Raw genomic sequence first — 16,822 nt, 5'->3', positions numbered from 1 at the left:
TCACGCGGTGCGCTGGGTGGCCGCGTCGAGCAGCTGACGCAGGTCGACGACCGCATCGGCGTCGATGGGCGCGGATGCCAGGGCCGCGACGGCCTCATCGGCGTACGCGGCGATGCGCTCCTCGACGCGCTCGAGCGCTCCGCTGCCGACGATCTGCTCGCGGAGGAAGGCGATCTCGGCATCGCCGAGATCGGGGTCGCCGACGAGCGCGTCGATCCGCGCGCGGATGTCTGCGGTCGCCCGCTCGCGCGCGTACGCGATGAGCAGGGTGCGCTTCCCCTCGCGGAGGTCGTCGCCGGCGGGCTTGCCGGTCTCGTCCGCGTCGCCGAACACGCCGAGCACGTCATCGCGCAGCTGGAACGCGAGCCCGAGCGGATGGCCGAAGGCCGCGAGCGCCGCGAGCTGCGCGTCCGAGCCGCCCGCGAGGGCCGCGCCGATGACGAGGGGCTGCTGCACGCTGTATCGGGCCGACTTCAGGGAGGCGATGCGGAGGGCGCGATCGGCGTGCTGCGCGTCGGGTGTGCGCGGCCAGGCCGACTCCTCGGCGACATCGAGGAACTGCCCGATCATCACCTCGCGGCGCATCCGCGCGTACTCGGACCGCGCGCGGCCTGGGGCCGTGTCGAGCCCCTCCAGCGCGGCGTCGAAGAGGTCGGCGCTCCATGACAGGAGCAGGTCTCCCAGCAGGACCGAGCCGGATCGCCCGAACGCGGCCGCATCCCCGGCCCAGCCGGCGTCGCGGTGCCACGACTCGAGCGCGCGGTGGGCGGAGGGCCGCCCTCGGCGCGTGTCGGAGTTGTCGATGAGGTCGTCGTGCACGAGCGCGGCGGCCTGGAACACCTCGAGCGCCGCGCACGCGTCGACGACGCTGCTCGGGAGGGCGGCGTCCGCCCCGCGCACCGCGCGCCATCCCGTCGCGCAGAACCGCCCGCGGAGGCGCTTCCCGCCGACGAGCGCGGCCGTCGCGCTGGCGACGAATCCCTCGGCCTCGGGGCCGTGCTCGCGAGCGGCCTGGTGCTGCACTGTCGAGAAGCTCTCCAGTCGCTGGGAGATCGTCTCGATCAGGGGGAGAGGAGGCGCCACAGGCCTAGCCTAGTGAGGACACGCGGCGATAGAATGATCGTCAGTTTCACCCGAGGGGGACACCATGCCACTCTCCGAACAGGAGCAGCGCCTGCTGGACGAGATGGAACGCCATCTCATGCAGAACGACGCCGACGTCGTGAGCGCTTCGGCGAGCCGTGCGCTCAGCTATCGCAATCTCATCTACGGGGCCATCCTCGTGCTCGTCGGCCTCGCCGCCGTGATCGCGGGCATCGCCCTGTGGAACAGCATCCTGGCTCTCGGCATAGGACTCGGGGTCGCGGGCTTCGCCGCGATGGTCGGCGGGGTCGTGCTCGCCACCACGCCGGCCAAGGGCGACGACGCGCAGGGTCTCCCGCGCACGGGCACCGTGCCCGGCAAGCCGATGCAGGGTGCCTCCTTCATGGACCGCATGAACGATCGATGGGACCGCCGCCAGCAGGGCCGCTGAGCCCCACCGACCTCCACACGAGAAGCGCCGACCTTCGGGTCGGCGCTTTTTCTGTGCCCGGCGATCGTCATCCGCTCCACCGACCCTCCACTTGGCCTCCACTCTCCTCCACCGCGTTCTCCCTTGAGATCACGCGGCACTCCGACGCGCCGCATTCCTGAGAATGCGCAGATCTCCCTGGACAGTGGAGGGAAGTGGAGTAAAGTGGGGCGCACCTGAGTTGGCCGGAACGAAGGGGGGTGTGATGGCCGATGCTGTTGGGCACGCATACCCCCAAGCTCGACGACAAGGGCCGCGTCATCCTCCCCGCGAAGTTCCGCGAGGAGCTCGCCGGCGGGATCGTCGTGACGCGCGGACAGGAGCGCTGCCTGTACGTGTTCAGCACGGCGGAGTTCGAGCGGGTGCACGAGCGGATCCGCGAGGCTCCGCTCACGAACAAGCAGGCGCGCGATTTCATGCGCATGTTCCTGTCCGGTGCGAGTGCCGAGACCCCCGACGGTCAGAACCGGATCACCATCCCGTCCCACCTGCGCACCTACGCGGGCCTGGAGAAGGAGCTCGTCGTCACGGGCGTCGGGTCGCACGCCGAGATCTGGGACGCGGGTGCGTGGAACGCGTACCTCGAGAGCAATGAAGAGAGCTACTCCGAACTGGAGGAGGAGGTGATCCCCGGACTGTTCTGACCCCGGTTGTGATCCCCACCCGCAGCCCTGAAGCCACTTCCCCGGCGGCAGGTCGAGCGGTTGGGAATCAGAGCCGGGGACGGATGAGGGAGACGACATGGGCATCCGCGACATCCACACCCCGGTGCTGCTGGAGCGGTGCGTCGAGCTGCTCGGCCCCGCGCTCGAGCGCGATGGCGCCGTGTACGTCGACGGCACCCTCGGCATGGGCGGCCACTCGGAGGCGTTCCTCGAGCGCTTCCCGGGGATCCGACTCGTCGGCCTCGACCGCGACCCTGATGCGCTGCGCATCGCGGGGGAGCGGCTCGCGCGCTTCGCCGACCGGACGACGCTCGTCCACACGGTGTACGACGGCATCCGGGCGGCGCTCGACTCCGCGGGCTTCCCCCGCGCCGACGGCATCCTCTACGACCTCGGCGTCTCGTCGCTCCAGCTCGACGAGGCCGAGCGCGGCTTCGCCTACGCCCAGGACGCTCCGCTCGACATGCGGATGGATCCCACGGGCGGGATGACGGCAGCCGACGTCATCGCGACGTACGGCGAGGGCGACCTGCGCCGCATCTTCGAGCGGTACGGCGAGGAGAAGCTCGCCGGGCGCTACGCCCGCGCGATCATCGCCGCGCGGGCAGAGGCCCCCATCGAGCGCTCGGGACGGCTGGTCGACATCCTCCAGGACGCGACGCCGTCGGCGCTCAAGAACGCCGGGCACCCCGCGAAGCGCGTCTTCCAGGCGCTGCGGATCGAGGTGAACGGCGAGCTCGCCGCGCTCGAGCGGGCGATTCCGGCCGCGCTCGCGTCGCTCGCGGTGGGCGGACGGATGGTCGTGCTGTCGTACCAGTCGCTCGAGGACCGCTTCGTCAAGCGGCTGTTCGCGGAGGCCGTCAAGTCGAAGGCGCCGGCCGGCCTCCCGATGGAGATGCCCGAGCACGCCGCCGAGTTCCGCCTCCTCGTCCGCGGCGCCGAGCTCGCGAGCGACGCCGAGGCGGAGTCGAACCCCCGTGCCAAGCCGGTGCGCCTGCGCGCCATCGAACGAGTGAGGGATGTGCCATGAGCCTTGCCACCCAGAGCTCCGTGCTCGCGCCGCCCGCCCGGCGGCCCGTCGAGAAGCGCCGCCCCGACCTCCGCCCGGTCGAGGCCCCCGCCCGCCGCAGACGCCCGAAGCTGGCGTACGCCGTCGTCGCGGTGGTCGGCGCCGTGCTCATCGCGGTCGCGCAGATGGCGCTGTCGGTCATGACGACGCAGAGCACCTTCGAGATCGCGGCGCTCGACGCGCAGCAGCGCGAGCTGACGCTCGAGACGCAGGCGCTCTACGACGAGGTCGCGGGCCTCAGCTCGCCGCAGCACCTGGCCGAGCAGGCCGCGTCGCTCGGCATGGTCATCGACGCGGCGCCCAGCTACCTGCGTCTGAGCGACGGAGCCGTGATCGGCGGCGGCGCCGCGGCGGGCTCCGCCTCGGCCGTCGATGCGGCGGGCCGCGGAGCGGTCGGCAACGCGTTCCTCGCCGACACGCAGTCGGGCTCCGCCGAGGAGTCGGCGGATGAGGCACCCTCGAGCCAGACGGAGAAGAGCGACGAGAGGGCTCAGGAGGAGCAGCCGCAGCTGCCGCCTGCCGTGACCGACGGCCTGCCGAGCCCCACGACCCACTGATCCGACCCGCCGAAGCACGCGACACCAGGAGGCGAGATGCACGCGAAGGCCCGTCGAAGCGCGAGGCGCCGCACCGCCGTCGCCGGAGCCCTCGTCGCGGTCGTCGTGGCCGGCTTCGCCGTGCGCCTGGTCGACATCCAGGTGGTCAACGCGCAGGAGCACCTCGACAACCGCGCGGCCTACAGCGGCATCGCCTCGACGCAGACGCTGTACGGGACACGCGGCTCGATCGTCGACGCGAACGGAGCCGTGCTCGCGAGCAGCACGATGCAGTACGCCGCGCAGTTCAACCCGCAGAACGTGAAGGACCTCACGCGCGAGGACGAGGACGGCGAGGAGCACGTCGTCACGTGGGAGGAGAGCGCCGCCGCGATCGGCGAGATCGTCGGGATGAGCGGCGAGGACATCGAGAAGATCGTCTCGGACGCCCTCGCGGCGAATCCGGACTCGGAGTACGCGCCGCTCGGCAAGAAGCTGTCGACCGAGCAGTACCGGAAGATCCTCGCGCTCGGCCTGCCGTACATCCACTTCGAGCCGGTGCAGTCGCGTGCCTACCCGTACGGCGCCGTGGCCGGGAACCTCCTCGGGTTCGTCGGCACCGACGGCGAGCCCCTCGCGGGCTACGAGTCCGCGCAGAACGCGTGCCTCCAGGCCGAGAACGGCTCGCTGAGCTACCAGCAGGGATCGGACGGGCTCATCATCCCCGGCACGGAGACGACGAAGGCGCCCGTCGACGGCGGCACGCTGCAGCTCACGATCGACGCCGACCTCCAGTGGTACATGCAGCAGATGATCGCGGAGGAGACCCAGAACCAGGGCGCGCAGTCGGGCGCGGTCATGGTCGTCGAGGTGGCGACCGGCGCGGTCCGCGCGGCAGCGGAGTACCCCACGGTCGACCCCAACGACTTCGGCGCGAGCAAGGAGGATGACCGCTACTCGCGCATCTTCTCCCGCACGTTCGAGCCGGGATCGACGTTCAAGGCCATCACCGCGGCGACGCTGCTCGACCAGGGCGCCGTGACCCCCTCCAGCTCGGTGACCGCCTCGGGGTTCGAGACCTTCCCGAACGGCGCGCGCGTCGGCGACTCGTTCTCGCACGGCACGTTCAACTACACCCTCACCGGCGCCCTCATCGACTCGTCGAACGTCGCGCTGTCGAAGTTCGGCGAGCTCGTCCCCGATGAGACGCGCTACGAGTACCTGCAGAAGTTCGGCGTCGGCACCCCCACCGACATCGGGTTCCCCGGGGAGGAGTCCGGGCTGATCTACCCGCCCGACCAGTGGGGCCCGCAGGGCCACTACGCCACGACGTTCGGGCAGGCGTTCACGACGACGATGCCGCAGGTCGTCAACGCCTACCAGACCATCGCGAACGGCGGCGTGCGCGAGCCCCTCCACATCGTGGAGTCGTGCACGACGGCCGACGGCGAGGTCGAGAAGCCCGAGCTGAGCGACCCCGAGCGCGTGGTGAGCGAGGACGCGGCCGATACGACCATCCGCCTGCTCGAGAACGTCGCGACGCAGGGCACTCTCGCCGACCAGGTGGCCGTCGACGGCTACCGCATCGGCATCAAGACGGGCACCGCGCAGAAGAGCGACGGCAAGGGCGGATACAAGGCCGGCGTCTACTTCACGAGCATCGTCGGGGTGGTCCCCGCCGACGACCCCGAGTACATCGTGATGGTCACGCTCGACGAGCCGACGCGGGTAACATCGTCTGCGGCCACGGCTCCCGCCCTGCAGAAGGCGATGACGCAGGTCGTGAAGAACTACCGTGTGATGCCGTCTGAGACGACAGAAGAGCCGCTTCCCAAGTTCGCCGAATGACGCGCACCGCGCGGAGGATCTCCATTCCATGATCGCTTTGTCCCTTGCCGAGATCGCTGCCGCCGTCGGCGGAGAGCTGCGCCTGCACGGCGCCGACACTCCCGAGACGACGGTCGACGGGGTCGTCGACACCGACTCGCGGAACATCCGCGAGGGCGGCGTCTTCGTCGCCAAGCCCGGCGAGGCGACCGACGGGCACCTCTTCGTCGGGAAGGCGCTCGAGCAGGGCGCGGCACTCGCCCTCGTCGAGCGCGTCGTCGACGAGCCGATCACGCAGATCGTCGTGCCCGATGTCGTGGTCGCGATCGGCGAGCTCGCTCGCGAGGTCGTCGCCCGCGTGCGCGCCGCCGGCCGCCTCCAGGTCGTCGGGATCACCGGCTCGAACGGCAAGACGACGACCAAGAACATGCTCGCGACGATCCTGCGCGCAGAGGGTGAGACGGTCGCGCCCGTCGGCTCGTTCAACAACGCGGTCGGCGCCCCGCTCACGATGCTCCGCGTCACGCATGACACGCGCTTCCTCGTGTGCGAGTTCGGCGCCGACGCATCGGGGCAGATCGCGCGCCTCGCGGGGCTCGTGACGCCCGACGTGGGCGTCGTGCTCATGGTCGGGATGGCCCACGCGGGCGGATTCGGCGGAATCGAGGCGACGGTGAAGGCCAAGTCGGAGCTCGTCTCGGCCATCCGCGACGGCGGTACGGCCGTCCTGAACATCGACGACGCGCGTGTGGCGAGCATGGCCGGCATCGCGCGCGAGCGGGGCCTCGGCCTCCTCTGGTTCGGCGAGGGCGAGGGCGCCGACGTCCGCGCCTCCGACCTCCGTGTCACGGCGTCGGGCACGGATGCCGTGATCTCGGCGGGGGAGACCGCGCTTCCGCTCCACCTGCAGGTGCTCGGCAGCCACCACGTCAAGAACGCCCTCGCCGCCGCGACCGCGGCGACCGCGCTCGGGGTCTCGCTCGACGACGCGATCGCGCGCCTCGAGACCGTCGAGCTCGCCGAGCGCTGGCGCATGCAGGTCATGGGATCGGAGCGCGTGCGCATCATCAACGACGCCTACAACGCGAGTCCCGACTCGATGCAGGCCGCGCTGCGCACGCTCGCTCAGATCACGGGACCGGACGAGCGGATGGTCGCGGTGCTCGGCGCGATGAGCGAGCTGGGCGAGTACGCCGTCGAGGAGCACAGCAAGATCGGCCTCCTCGCCGTGCGCCTGCGCATCCCGCGCATCGTCGTCGTCGGCCAGGACGCCCGGCCGCTCTATCTCGCGGCCGTGGCCGAGGGGTCGTGGAACGACGAGGCGGTCTTCTTCGAGGACGCCGAGGCGGCGTTCGCGTACCTCCAGGGCGAGCTGCGCGACGGCGACCGGGTGCTCGTGAAGTCGTCCAACTCGGCGGGACTCAGGTTCCTCGGCGATCGTCTGGGAGAATCGTTCTCGTGAGATCACTTCTGACGGCTGCGGCGATCTCACTGGCGTTCACGCTCTTCCTCACGCCCCTGTTCCTCCGCGCGTTCCGCCGCTGGGGCTGGGGACAGGTCATCCGCACCGACGGCGAGAACTTCAACGCGCCCAAGCACGAGCTGAAGCGCGGCACGCCCACGATGGGCGGCGTCGTCTTCATCGTCGGCACGATCGTCGGCTATCTCATCGGCGCGTACACGGGCTACAACCCGCCCACCGTCTCCGGCTGGCTCGTGCTCTGGATGATGGTGGGCTTCGGCGCCGTCGGGTTCATCGACGACTTCCTCAAGGTGCGCATGCAGCACTACGCGGGGCTGTCGGGCTGGAAGAAGATCGTCGGCCAGGTGCTCGTCGTCATCCCGTTCGGCATCGTGTCGCTGAACTTCGCCGACACCTACAACCTCACGCCGGGCAGCGCCTACGTGTCGTTCTTCCGCGACATCTCGGTGCTCTCCTTCATGGCGCTCGGCCCCGTGCTCGGATGGATGCTGTACCTCGCCTGGCTCGCGCTGCTCGGCGTGGGCTTCTCGAACAGCGTCAACCTGACCGACGGCCTTGACGGCCTCGCGGCGGGGGCGGGAATCTTCGTCGTCGGGTCGTACAGCCTCATCGCGTTCTGGCAGTTCAATCAGTCGTGCTCGACGACGCAGCTGGCCGACGAGTACCTGCAGGCCTGCTACCAGGCGCGCGATCCGCTCGACCTCGCCATCGTCTCGGCCGCCTTCGTGGGCTCGCTCGTCGGATTCCTCTGGTGGAATGCGCCCAAGGCGAAGGTCTTCATGGGCGACGTCGGGTCGATGGCGATCGGCGGCGTCGTCGCGGCGCTCGCCATCCTCACCCGCACGGAGCTGCTGGGCGTGCTCATCGCCGGCCTCTTCGTTCTGTCGTCGGGCTCGGTCATCCTGCAGCGCCTGTACTTCAAGGCCACCAAGGGCAAGCGCCTCTTCCTCATGAGCCCGCTCCACCACCACTTCGAGCTGCGCGGATGGCCCGAGGTGACGATCGTGGTGCGGTTCTGGATCATCGCCGGCATGCTCGCCGTGAGCGGCGTCGGCCTCTTCTACGTCGAATGGCTCTCGAAGGTATGACGAACGAGCAGGACGCTCCGACCACCCGACTCGACGCTCTGACGAGCTGGCACGCGGACTGGAAGGGGCTGCGCGTCGCGGTGCTCGGCCTCTCGGTGACCGGCTTCTCCGTCGCCGACACCCTGGCCGAGCTGGGTGCCGAGGTGCTCGTCGTCACGGAGAGCGCGGCGGAGGAGTACGCGCGCCTGCTGCCGGTGATCGGCGCGCGCCTGTGGGAGGGTCCGCTCGACGTCGTCCCCGATGAGCTCGTCTCGTTCGCTCCCGAGGTCGTCGTCGCCTCGCCCGGCTTCCCGCCGTCGCACCCCGTCATCCGGTGGGCCGACGAGGCGGGCGTCCCGCTCTGGGGCGACATCGAGCTCGCGTGGCGCGTGCGCGACAAGGTCGTGCGGCCCGACGGCAGCCCCGCAGCCTGGGTGCTCATCACGGGCACGAACGGCAAGACGACGACCACGCGACTCGCGGCCACGATGATGGTCGAGGGCGGGCTGCGCGCCGCGCCCTGCGGCAACATCGGGGTGCCGGTGCTCGACGCCGTGCGCGACCCCGCGGGATTCGACGTGCTCGTCGTCGAGCTCTCGAGCCACCAGCTCTGGTACCTCGGCCGCAGCGCGGAGGCGGGCGCTCCCGTCCCGCACGCGTCGGTGTGCCTGAACCTCGCCGACGATCACCTCGAGTGGCACGGGTCGTTCGAGGCGTACCGCGACGCGAAGGCGGTCGTGTACCGCAACACGCGCGTCGCGTGCGTCTACAACAAGTCGGACGCGGCGACGCAGCGGATGGTCGAGGACGCGGATGTCGTGGAGGGAGCGCGCGCGATCGGCTTCGATCTCGGCGTCCCTGGCCCGAGCGACTTCGGCGTCGTGGACGGCATCCTCGTCGACCGCGCGTTCCTCGACGACCGGCGGACGTCGGCGCTCGAGCTCACGACCGTGGCCGACCTCGCGGAAGCCGGGCTCGCCGCGCCGCACGTCGTGGCGAACATCCTCGCCGCGTCGGCTCTCGCGCGCTCCCTGGACGTGCCGCCTGCGGCCATCCGCTCGTCGCTCGCGTCGTTCCGCCTCGACCCGCACCGGATCGAGGTCGTCGGCGTCGCCGACGGCGTGACGTGGGTGGACGACTCGAAGGCGACCAACCCGCACGCCGCTGCCTCGTCGCTCGCGGCGTACCCGGGAGCCGTGTGGGTCGTCGGCGGGCTCCTCAAGGGCGTCGACATCTCCGATCTCGTCGCCCAGCACGGCGCCCGCGTGCGCGCCGCGATCGTCATCGGCGTCGACCGCTCGGCGGTGCGCGACGCGTTCGAGCGACACGCGCCGGCGGTGCCGCTCTTGGAGGTCGACGACGCGGACACTGAAGACGTCATGGCGCGGGTCGTGGAGCTCGCCGCAGGGGTCGCCGTCGCAGGCGACACGGTGCTCCTGGCGCCGGCGGCGGCGTCGTTCGACCAGTTCCGCAGCTATGGCGACCGCGGGGAGCGCTTCGCCGCCGCGGTGAGGGAGCGTCTGGGGAAGGGGACCGAGGATGGCCCGCACGACGACGATCCCGAAGGCCGCTGAGTCCGAGCGCCGCGCGCTTTCGGCACGGGTCTCGCTCGGGGCGGCCTTCAAGCCGGTTCCGCTGGAGTTCCTCCTCATCGCCTCCGCGGCGCTGCTGCTGACGATCTTCGGCATCCTCATGGTGTTCTCGGCCACGACCGTGACGTCGATGCAGGCGCAGAACAACCCGTACAACGACGGGGCGAAGCACGCGGTCTTCGCGGCGGTCGGCGTCCCGCTCATGTTCATCGTGAGCCGGTTCTCCATGGCCTGGCTCAAGCGGCTGGCCTGGCCCGCGCTCATCGGCGCGATCCTCCTGCAGCTGCTCGTGTTCACGCCGCTCGGCATGGAGAACGGCGGAAACCGCAACTGGCTCAACTTCGGCTTCATGTCGGTTCAGCCGTCGGAGTTCATCAAGCTCGGCCTCGCGATCTGGTGCGCCTTCATGCTCGACCGGAAGAAGGCGGTCCTCGGGAAGTGGAAGCACGTCCTCATCCCGCTCGGCCCGGTCGCGGTGCTCGCGATGGGAACGGTCATGGCGGGCAAGGACCTCGGCACGGTCATGGTCATCGCGCTCGTCGTGCTCGGCGCGCTGTTCTTCTCGGGGGTGAAGCTCCGCTTCTTCATCGCCCCCGTGCTCGCCGCCGTCGCCGCAGTGGCGGCGTTCGCGATCGCGAGCCCCAACCGCATGCTGCGCATCATGAGCGTGCTCGACCAGAGCTGCCTCGACCGCTACCTCAACGAGTGCTACCAGCCGCTGCACGGCATCTGGGGACTCGCGAGCGGCGGCTTCCTCGGGCTCGGCCTCGGCAACTCCAAGGAGAAGTACGACTGGCTCCCCGCGGCCGCGGACGACTACATCTTCGCGATCGTCGGCGAGGAGCTCGGACTCCTCGGCTGCATCGCCGTTCTCGCTCTGTTCCTCGTGTTCGCGCTGGGCGCGTTCCGCATCGTGAGCCGTGCCGATGACCTGTTCGTGCGCGTCGTGGCGGGCGCACTCGGCGTCTGGATCATCGGCCAGGCGCTCATCAACATCGGCGTCGTGCTGAGGGTCTTCCCCGCGCTGGGCGTGCCACTGCCGTTCCTGTCATCGGGAGGCTCCTCGCTCATCGCGGTGCTCCTCGCGTCGGGTGTGCTCCTCGCGTGCGCGCGCACCCTGCCCGACCGGCCAGCGCGCCGCGCCTGACCCGCGCCATCCGGGCGGCGCCGTGCCATCCGGGTTCCGTGAACGTTCGGGACATGCCCGTCCGTGCGGTCGTGCCCGGGCCCGCGCTGCGCACATGGGAGGATCGAGGGGTGACGACGTACCTCCTCGCCGGCGGCGGGACCGCCGGCCATGTGAACCCGCTTCTCGCTGTCGCCGACGGGCTCCGCGCCCGCAGCGCGTCCGACGAGGTCCTCGTCCTCGGCACACGCGAGGGGCTCGAGTCGCGTCTCGTGCCGGAGCGCGGCTATGAGCTGCTCGTCGTCGACAAGGTGCCCTTCCCGCGTCGGCCGAACGGGTACGCGCTCCGCTTCCCGGCGAAGTGGCGGAAGGCCGTCGCGGACGTGCGCCGTCACATCCGCGAGCGCGGTGTCGACGTCGTGCTCGGCGTCGGGGGCTATGCGGCAGCGCCCGCGTACGTCGCCGCCCGGAAGGAGGGCGTGCCCTACGTCGTCCACGAGGCCAACGCCCGTCCGGGTCTCGCGAACGTCCTCGGGGCCCGCGGCGCCGCGCATGTCGGCGTCGCGTTCGAGGGCACGCCGCTCAAGCGCGGTGAGGTCGTGGGCATGCCGCTGCGCCCCGAGATCGTGAACCTCGACCGGGCCGCCGCGCGCGAGGAGGCCGCAGCGCACTTCGGACTCGACCCCGACCGGCCCACCCTGCTCGTCTTCGGCGGGTCGCTCGGCGCGCGCCGCCTCAACGAGGCGATCGGCGCGTCGTGGCAGGAGATCCTCGACACCGGATGGCAGCTGCTGCACGTCACGGGGGAGAAGTCCGACCTGGTCGACCCCGGCGTCGCCGGATACGCGGTCCGCCGCTACGTGGACCGGATGGACCTCGCGTTCGCCCTCGCCGACCTCATCGTGTCGCGCTCCGGCGCCTCGACGGTGAGCGAGGTCAGCGCGCTCGGCATCCCCGCGGTCTACGTGCCGTATGCCGTGGGCAACGGCGAGCAGCGGCTCAACGCGGCATCCGCGGTCCACGCGGGCGCCGCCATCCTCATCGACGACGCCGATTTCACTCCCGAGAAGGTGCGCACCGACATCCTGCCGCTCCTGCAGCGCTCGGACCTCCTCGAGCGGATGGCCGCGGCGGCCGACGGGGCCGGCACGCGTCGCGGGACCGAGAACGTCATCGCGCACCTCGACCGGGCCCTCGCGGAGCGGCCCCGGGCATGACAGCGCGCCGTGAGCCCGATGCCAGGCGCGCGGCTTAGACTCGACGGGCCATGATCAAGCCCGACCTCTCCGTCCCCATCCCCGAGCGCATCGGCGCCGTGCACTTCATCGGCATCGGCGGCTCGGGCATCTCGGGCCTCGCCCGCATGTTCCTCGCCGCCGGCATCCCCGTCTCGGGCTCCGATCGGTCGGAGAGCCAGAACACGCGCGATCTCGCCGAGCTCGGCGCCACGGTGCACATCGGCCACGACGCCGCGAACCTCGGCGACGTCGACACCGTGGTCTACACGGGCGCGATCTGGCCCGAGAACCCCGAGTTCCTCGCGGCGAAGGAGCGCGGCCTCGCCGTCATCCACCGCTCGCAGGCTCTGCACTACCTCATCGGCGGGCGTCGCCTCGTGTCCGTCGCGGGCGCGCACGGCAAGACGACCTCGACGGGCATGATCGTGACCGCCCTGCGCGCGCTCGACGCCGACCCGAGCTACGTCAACGGCGGCGTCATCCAGCAGGTCGGCGCGTCGAGCGGCGTCGGCTCCGATGACCTCTTCGTGATCGAGGCCGACGAGTCGGACGGGACGTTCCTCCTCTACGACACCTCGGTCGCGCTCATCACCAACGTCGACGCCGACCACCTCGACCACTACGGCTCGCACGAGGCCTTCGACGACGCGTTCGTGCGCTTCGCGGACGAGGCGCGCGAGGCCGTCGTCATCTCGTCCGACGACCCCGGCGCCCAGCGCGTCGCGGCGCGACTGCGCCACGAGAACGTCGTGACGTTCGGCGAGGCCGAGTCGGCCGGCGTGCGCGTCGTCGACATCGAGACCGACGGACCCGTCGGCTTCACGCTCGTCCACGGCGAGGAGCGTGTCTCGGGCCGCCTCGGCGTGCCCGGCCGCCACAACGCGATCAACGCGGCCGGAGCCGTCGCGGTCCTCCTCACGCTCGGATACGACCTCGAACCCGCGGTGCGCGCGGTCGAGACGTTCGGCGGCACCGTGCGCCGATTCGAGCTGCACGGCGTCGAGCGCGGGGTGAGCGTGTACGACGACTACGCGCATCACCCGACCGAGGTCGCCGCCGCGCTGTCGGCCGCGCGCACGGTGGTGGGCGAGGGGCGGATCATCGCGCTCCACCAGCCGCACACCTACTCGCGCACGAAGCTCATGGCGGGCGAGTTCGCCAGGGTCCTCGAGGAGCTCGCCGATCACACCGTCGTGCTCGACGTGTACGGCGCCCGCGAAGATCCGATCCCCGGCGTCACGGGCGAGCTCGTGAGCGGCGCGTTCGACGACCCGTCGCGCGTGCACTTCGTCGCGGACTGGCAGCAGGCGGCGGACTACACGGCGTCCGTGGCCCGCGAGGGCGACTACGTCATCACCCTCGGCTGCGGTGACGTGTACCGGATCATCCCGCAGGTGCTCGACTCCCTCGCGAGCTCGGACGCCCGCGCAGCAGGCTAGGCGCCATGCGGCGACCGGGACCCCTCCCACCCTCCTCCGGCACGGAGGAGGACGCGTCGGCTCACGACGAGGAGCGCCGGCTCGCCGAACGGCGTTCGGCGATGCAGCGGCTCGGCATCGGCGAGCCCGTCTCCGAGAACCGCGCGTCGAGCGCACCGGCCGGCGATCACGTCGACACGGCCCCGATCGTGCAGATCCGCTCCGGCGGTTCGGCCGAGCCGGGTGACGGCGGTCGTGCGGAGGAGCGGTCTCGGCCGGGCGCACGCGGCGCCGACGACGAGGCGAAGGGCCGGGTGTCGGGCCGCGCGGACGACGACCGGGTCGGATGGCGCGGCGTCTGGCGCGCTGCGCGCGCACGCCGGAAGGCCCTCCGCGCGGAGGTGCGCCGGTTCACGGTGCGCGCGCGGCGGCGCCGTCTCGCGTGGCTGATCGGGATCGGCTCGGTGCTGCTCCTCGTCGTCGGGAGCGTCGGAGCGGCGTACAGCCCGCTCTTCGCGGTCGAGGAGATCTCGATCGAGGGTGCCGAGCAGCTCGATGCCGCGGCGGTCGAGTCCGCGCTGGCCGACCAGCTCGGCAAGCCGCTGCCCCTCGTCGACGCGAGCGCGGTCAAGGCCGCGCTCGTGGCGTTCCCGCTCATCGAGACCTACACCCTCGAGGCGCACCCGCCGCACGATCTCGTCATCCGCGTCGTCGAGCGCACGCCGGTCGGCGTGGTCGAGTCGGAGGCCGGCTTCACGACGGTCGACGCTGCGGGCGTCGTGCTCGCCACGGCGGGGGAGCGACCGGCCGGGCTGCCCCTCATCCAGGTGGAGGGCGGGACAGGCGCCGACGCGTTCCGCGCGGTCGGCCAGGTGCTCCGCTCCCTGCCGGAGGACCTCCGCGCGCGCGTCACGGGCGCGGGGGCGACGTCGCCCGAGGACGTGACCCTCACGCTCGGCGATGGCGGCCCGCAGGTCATCTGGGGGAGCGTCGACGACACGTCCGAGAAGGTCTCGACACTCCAGGGAGCGCTCAAGGGCGCCCTGGCCGAGGGGGCGACCGTCTACGACGTCTCCGCACCCGGCACCATCATCGTGCGCTGACAACCTTGGACCGTGTCTCACGACGGGCGGTTTTGGGCGTCGAAATCCGTGCCGAAGTGAGACATGCGAGCAAGGGGCGGGGCATTCCGGGAATTTCTCCCGACACGCCCGCATCCATTGCGCGCGTGGCGCCCGCGCCGCACGTAGCGTCGAGCACGAAAGAAATACATACCGGGCAATACTTTAACCCTCTACTTGAACGTGAAGGTTGAGGCCCGGTGAAGCCTGGGGTCGATACGGAGGCCGGCATGAGCCAGAACCAGAACTACCTCGCCGTGATCAAGGTCGTCGGCGTCGGCGGCGGTGGCGTCAACGCGGTGAACCGCATGATCGAACTCGGGCTTCGCGGCGTCGAGTTCATCGCGGTCAACACGGATGCGCAGGCGCTGCTCATGAGCGACGCCGACGTCAAGCTCGACGTCGGCCGTGAGCTGACGCGAGGGCTCGGCGCGGGCGCCGACCCCGAGGTCGGGCGCCGCGCGGCGGAGGACCACGCGGAAGAGATCGAGCAGGCGCTCGCGGGCGCCGACATGGTGTTCGTCACGGCGGGCGAGGGCGGCGGCACCGGCACGGGCGGCGCGCCCGTCGTCGCGCGCATCGCGAAGTCGATCGGCGCGCTCACGATCGGCGTCGTCACGAAGCCCTTCTCCTTCGAGGGCCGCCGCCGCCAGAACCAGGCGGAGCTCGGCGTTGCGACCCTGAAGGAAGAGGTCGACACGCTCATCGTCGTGCCGAACGACCGTCTCCTCGAGATCAGCGACCGCGGCATCTCCATGGTCGAGGCGTTCGCGACGGCCGACCAGGTGCTCCTCGCGGGTGTTCAGGGCATCACCGACCTCATCACGACGCCGGGTCTCATCAACCTCGACTTCGCCGACGTCAAGTCGGTCATGCAGGGGGCGGGTTCCGCCCTCATGGGCATCGGCTCCGCGCGCGGAGCCGACCGGGCGATCAAGGCGGCGGAGCTCGCCGTCGAATCGCCCCTGCTCGAGGCGTCGATCGAGGGTGCGCACGGCGTGCTGCTGTCGATCCAGGGCGGGTCGAACCTCGGCATCTTCGAGATCAACGACGCCGCGCAGCTCGTCAAGGAGGCCGCGCACCCCGAGGCCAACATCATCTTCGGAACGGTCATCGACGACACCCTCGGCGACGAGGTGCGCGTCACGGTCATCGCGGCCGGGTTCGACAGCGGCGAGCCGCAGCCGCGCGTCGAGGTCCCCGCGTTCGGCGGGCGCGTCGAGCCGCAGAAGCCCGCGTCGCTCCCGACCGTCGTGAAGACCGAGGAGAAGCCCGCGGCCGAGACGTCGCGCGCCGAGCGCGAGCCCGTCAGCGTCGGCGCGACGAACCCGGTCCTGCCCGACTCGAGCGGGTTCGACTCGGCGTTCGGCGACGACGACCTCGACATCCCCGACTTCCTGAAGTAGGCCGTGTCGGGCCTCGCCGAGCGTCTGGCGGCCGTCGACGCTCAGATCGCTGATGCCGCACGCGCGGCGGGGCGCGACGCCGGGGAGGTCACCCGGATCGTCGTGACGAAGTTCCACCCCGCCGCTCTCGTGCGCGAGCTGCACGGGCTCGGGGTCGTCGACGTCGGCGAGAACCGCCAGCAGGAGCTCGTCGCGAAGGCGGAGGAGCTCGCGCCCCTCGGCCTGCGCTGGCACTTCATCGGCCAGCTGCAGACGAAGAAGGCGCGAGCGGTTCGCCGGGTCGCCTCGGCCGTGCACTCGGTCGACCGGGATCGGCTCGTCGACGCGCTCGAGGCTGCGGCCGAGCCGGGGGAGAGCCCGCTCGACGTGCTCGTGCAGATCAACCTCACCGACGACCCCGCCCGCGGGGGCGTCGCGCCGGACGGCATCGAGGCGCTCGCCGAGCGGATCGCCGCGGCGCCGTCACTCGCCCTCAGGGGCGTCATGGCCGTCGCGCCGCTCGGAGAGGCCCCTGCTGCCGCGTTCGAGCGCCTCGCAGGCTACGCCGCGCGCGTGCGCTCGGTGGAGCCGCACGCGACCTGGATCTCCGCCGGCATGTCGGCGGATCTCGTCGAGGCGATCGCCTGCGGCGCGACACACCTGCGGATCGGATCCGCAATCACGGGCCCGCGCGACGCGCGGGGTTAGCCTCGGACAAGACG

Annotated in this window: 15 protein-coding genes; 14 read left to right on the top strand and 1 reads right to left on the bottom strand. The window is 71.2% G+C overall.

Translation table 11 applies throughout. The features are described from left to right. A complete protein-coding gene (locus GC092_RS10250) occupies positions 1-1,083 on the bottom strand; it encodes a polyprenyl synthetase family protein (RefSeq protein WP_324011771.1) in 1,083 nt (360 codons plus the stop codon). Between the two features lie 64 nt (positions 1,084-1,147). Here GC092_RS10250 and GC092_RS10245 point away from each other — a divergent pair, with 64 nt between their 5' ends. The 14 genes from GC092_RS10245 to GC092_RS10180 all read left to right on the top strand — a co-directional run bounded on the left by GC092_RS10245 (position 1,148) and on the right by GC092_RS10180 (position 16,808). After that, a complete protein-coding gene (locus GC092_RS10245; protein ID WP_271173274.1) occupies positions 1,148-1,534 on the top strand; it encodes a DUF3040 domain-containing protein in 387 nt (128 codons plus the stop codon). Between the two features lie 251 nt (positions 1,535-1,785). Further along, the gene (gene mraZ / locus GC092_RS10240) at positions 1,786-2,217 is read left to right on the top strand and encodes a division/cell wall cluster transcriptional repressor MraZ (protein WP_271173273.1); all 432 of its coding nucleotides are present in this window, start codon (positions 1,786-1,788) and stop codon (positions 2,215-2,217) included. Between the two features lie 97 nt (positions 2,218-2,314). Beyond that, entirely contained in the window at positions 2,315-3,268 is a 954-nt protein-coding gene (rsmH, locus tag GC092_RS10235) for a 16S rRNA (cytosine(1402)-N(4))-methyltransferase RsmH (RefSeq protein WP_324011770.1), read from the top strand. Further along, a complete protein-coding gene (locus tag GC092_RS10230) occupies positions 3,265-3,864 on the top strand; it encodes a cell division protein FtsL (protein WP_271173271.1) in 600 nt (199 codons plus the stop codon). Before rsmH ends, GC092_RS10230 begins: the two co-directional genes overlap by 4 nt. Positions 3,865-3,900: 36 nt before the next feature. Beyond that, entirely contained in the window at positions 3,901-5,691 is a 1,791-nt protein-coding gene (locus GC092_RS10225; protein WP_324011769.1) for a peptidoglycan D,D-transpeptidase FtsI family protein, read from the top strand. 28 nt (positions 5,692-5,719) lie between these two features. After that, positions 5,720-7,132 carry a UDP-N-acetylmuramoyl-tripeptide--D-alanyl-D-alanine ligase gene (locus GC092_RS10220; RefSeq protein ID WP_324011767.1) on the top strand — a complete coding sequence of 471 codons (1,413 nt, stop codon included), beginning with the start codon at positions 5,720-5,722 and terminating at the stop codon, positions 7,130-7,132. Next, positions 7,129-8,241, top strand: coding sequence for a phospho-N-acetylmuramoyl-pentapeptide-transferase (mraY, locus tag GC092_RS10215; RefSeq protein WP_271173268.1), 1,113 nt, complete (start codon positions 7,129-7,131; stop codon positions 8,239-8,241). The genes GC092_RS10220 and mraY overlap by 4 nt, the downstream gene beginning before the upstream one ends. Beyond that, positions 8,238-9,794, top strand: a complete 1,557-nt coding sequence (gene murD, locus GC092_RS10210) for a UDP-N-acetylmuramoyl-L-alanine--D-glutamate ligase (protein WP_324011766.1) — start codon at positions 8,238-8,240, stop codon at positions 9,792-9,794. The genes mraY and murD overlap by 4 nt, the downstream gene beginning before the upstream one ends. Beyond that, entirely contained in the window at positions 9,760-10,959 is a 1,200-nt protein-coding gene (gene ftsW, locus GC092_RS10205) for a putative lipid II flippase FtsW (RefSeq protein WP_271173266.1), read from the top strand. Before murD ends, ftsW begins: the two co-directional genes overlap by 35 nt. 110 nt (positions 10,960-11,069) lie before the next feature. Continuing rightward, positions 11,070-12,155, top strand: a complete 1,086-nt coding sequence (locus tag GC092_RS10200; RefSeq protein WP_324011763.1) for a UDP-N-acetylglucosamine--N-acetylmuramyl-(pentapeptide) pyrophosphoryl-undecaprenol N-acetylglucosamine transferase — start codon at positions 11,070-11,072, stop codon at positions 12,153-12,155. Between the two features lie 50 nt (positions 12,156-12,205). Further along, complete coding sequence (gene murC, locus GC092_RS10195; protein ID WP_271173264.1) at positions 12,206-13,615, top strand: UDP-N-acetylmuramate--L-alanine ligase; 1,410 nt, start codon at positions 12,206-12,208, stop codon at positions 13,613-13,615. A 5-nt stretch (positions 13,616-13,620) separates the two neighbouring features. Beyond that, on the top strand, positions 13,621-14,697 hold the full coding sequence (locus tag GC092_RS10190; protein ID WP_271173263.1) for an FtsQ-type POTRA domain-containing protein: 1,077 nt from the start codon (positions 13,621-13,623) through the stop codon (positions 14,695-14,697). Positions 14,698-14,945: 248 nt separating this feature from the next. Further along, positions 14,946-16,121: a cell division protein FtsZ gene (gene ftsZ, locus GC092_RS10185; RefSeq protein WP_271173262.1), complete on the top strand. Its 1,176-nt coding sequence runs from the start codon at positions 14,946-14,948 to the stop codon at positions 16,119-16,121. A gap of 3 nt (positions 16,122-16,124) precedes the next feature. Continuing rightward, entirely contained in the window at positions 16,125-16,808 is a 684-nt protein-coding gene (locus GC092_RS10180; protein WP_324011759.1) for a YggS family pyridoxal phosphate-dependent enzyme, read from the top strand. Positions 16,809-16,822 lie beyond the last annotated feature (14 nt).

The sequence above is a fragment of the Microbacterium sp. JZ37 genome (assembly GCF_035188445.1).
Lineage (GTDB): Bacteria > Actinomycetota > Actinomycetes > Actinomycetales > Microbacteriaceae > Microbacterium > Microbacterium barkeri.
The sequence above is the reverse complement of the archived record's forward strand: the minus strand, read 5'-3'. Positions and strand labels throughout refer to the sequence as shown.

Excerpts from the sequence above, each read along its gene's own strand:
- GC092_RS10245 (WP_271173274.1), top strand. The coding sequence starts at position 1,148 with ATGCCACTCTCCGAACAGGAGCAGCGCCTGCTGGACGAGATGGAACGC.
- mraZ (WP_271173273.1), top strand. The coding sequence starts at position 1,786 with ATGCTGTTGGGCACGCATACCCCCAAGCTCGACGACAAGGGCCGCGTC.
- rsmH (WP_324011770.1), top strand. The coding sequence starts at position 2,315 with ATGGGCATCCGCGACATCCACACCCCGGTGCTGCTGGAGCGGTGCGTC.
- GC092_RS10230 (WP_271173271.1), top strand. The coding sequence starts at position 3,265 with ATGAGCCTTGCCACCCAGAGCTCCGTGCTCGCGCCGCCCGCCCGGCGG.
- GC092_RS10225 (WP_324011769.1), top strand. The coding sequence starts at position 3,901 with ATGCACGCGAAGGCCCGTCGAAGCGCGAGGCGCCGCACCGCCGTCGCC.
- GC092_RS10220 (WP_324011767.1), top strand. The coding sequence starts at position 5,720 with ATGATCGCTTTGTCCCTTGCCGAGATCGCTGCCGCCGTCGGCGGAGAG.
- murD (WP_324011766.1), top strand. The coding sequence starts at position 8,238 with ATGACGAACGAGCAGGACGCTCCGACCACCCGACTCGACGCTCTGACG.
- ftsW (WP_271173266.1), top strand. The coding sequence starts at position 9,760 with ATGGCCCGCACGACGACGATCCCGAAGGCCGCTGAGTCCGAGCGCCGC.
- murC (WP_271173264.1), top strand. The coding sequence starts at position 12,206 with ATGATCAAGCCCGACCTCTCCGTCCCCATCCCCGAGCGCATCGGCGCC.
- GC092_RS10190 (WP_271173263.1), top strand. The coding sequence starts at position 13,621 with ATGCGGCGACCGGGACCCCTCCCACCCTCCTCCGGCACGGAGGAGGAC.
- ftsZ (WP_271173262.1), top strand. The coding sequence starts at position 14,946 with ATGAGCCAGAACCAGAACTACCTCGCCGTGATCAAGGTCGTCGGCGTC.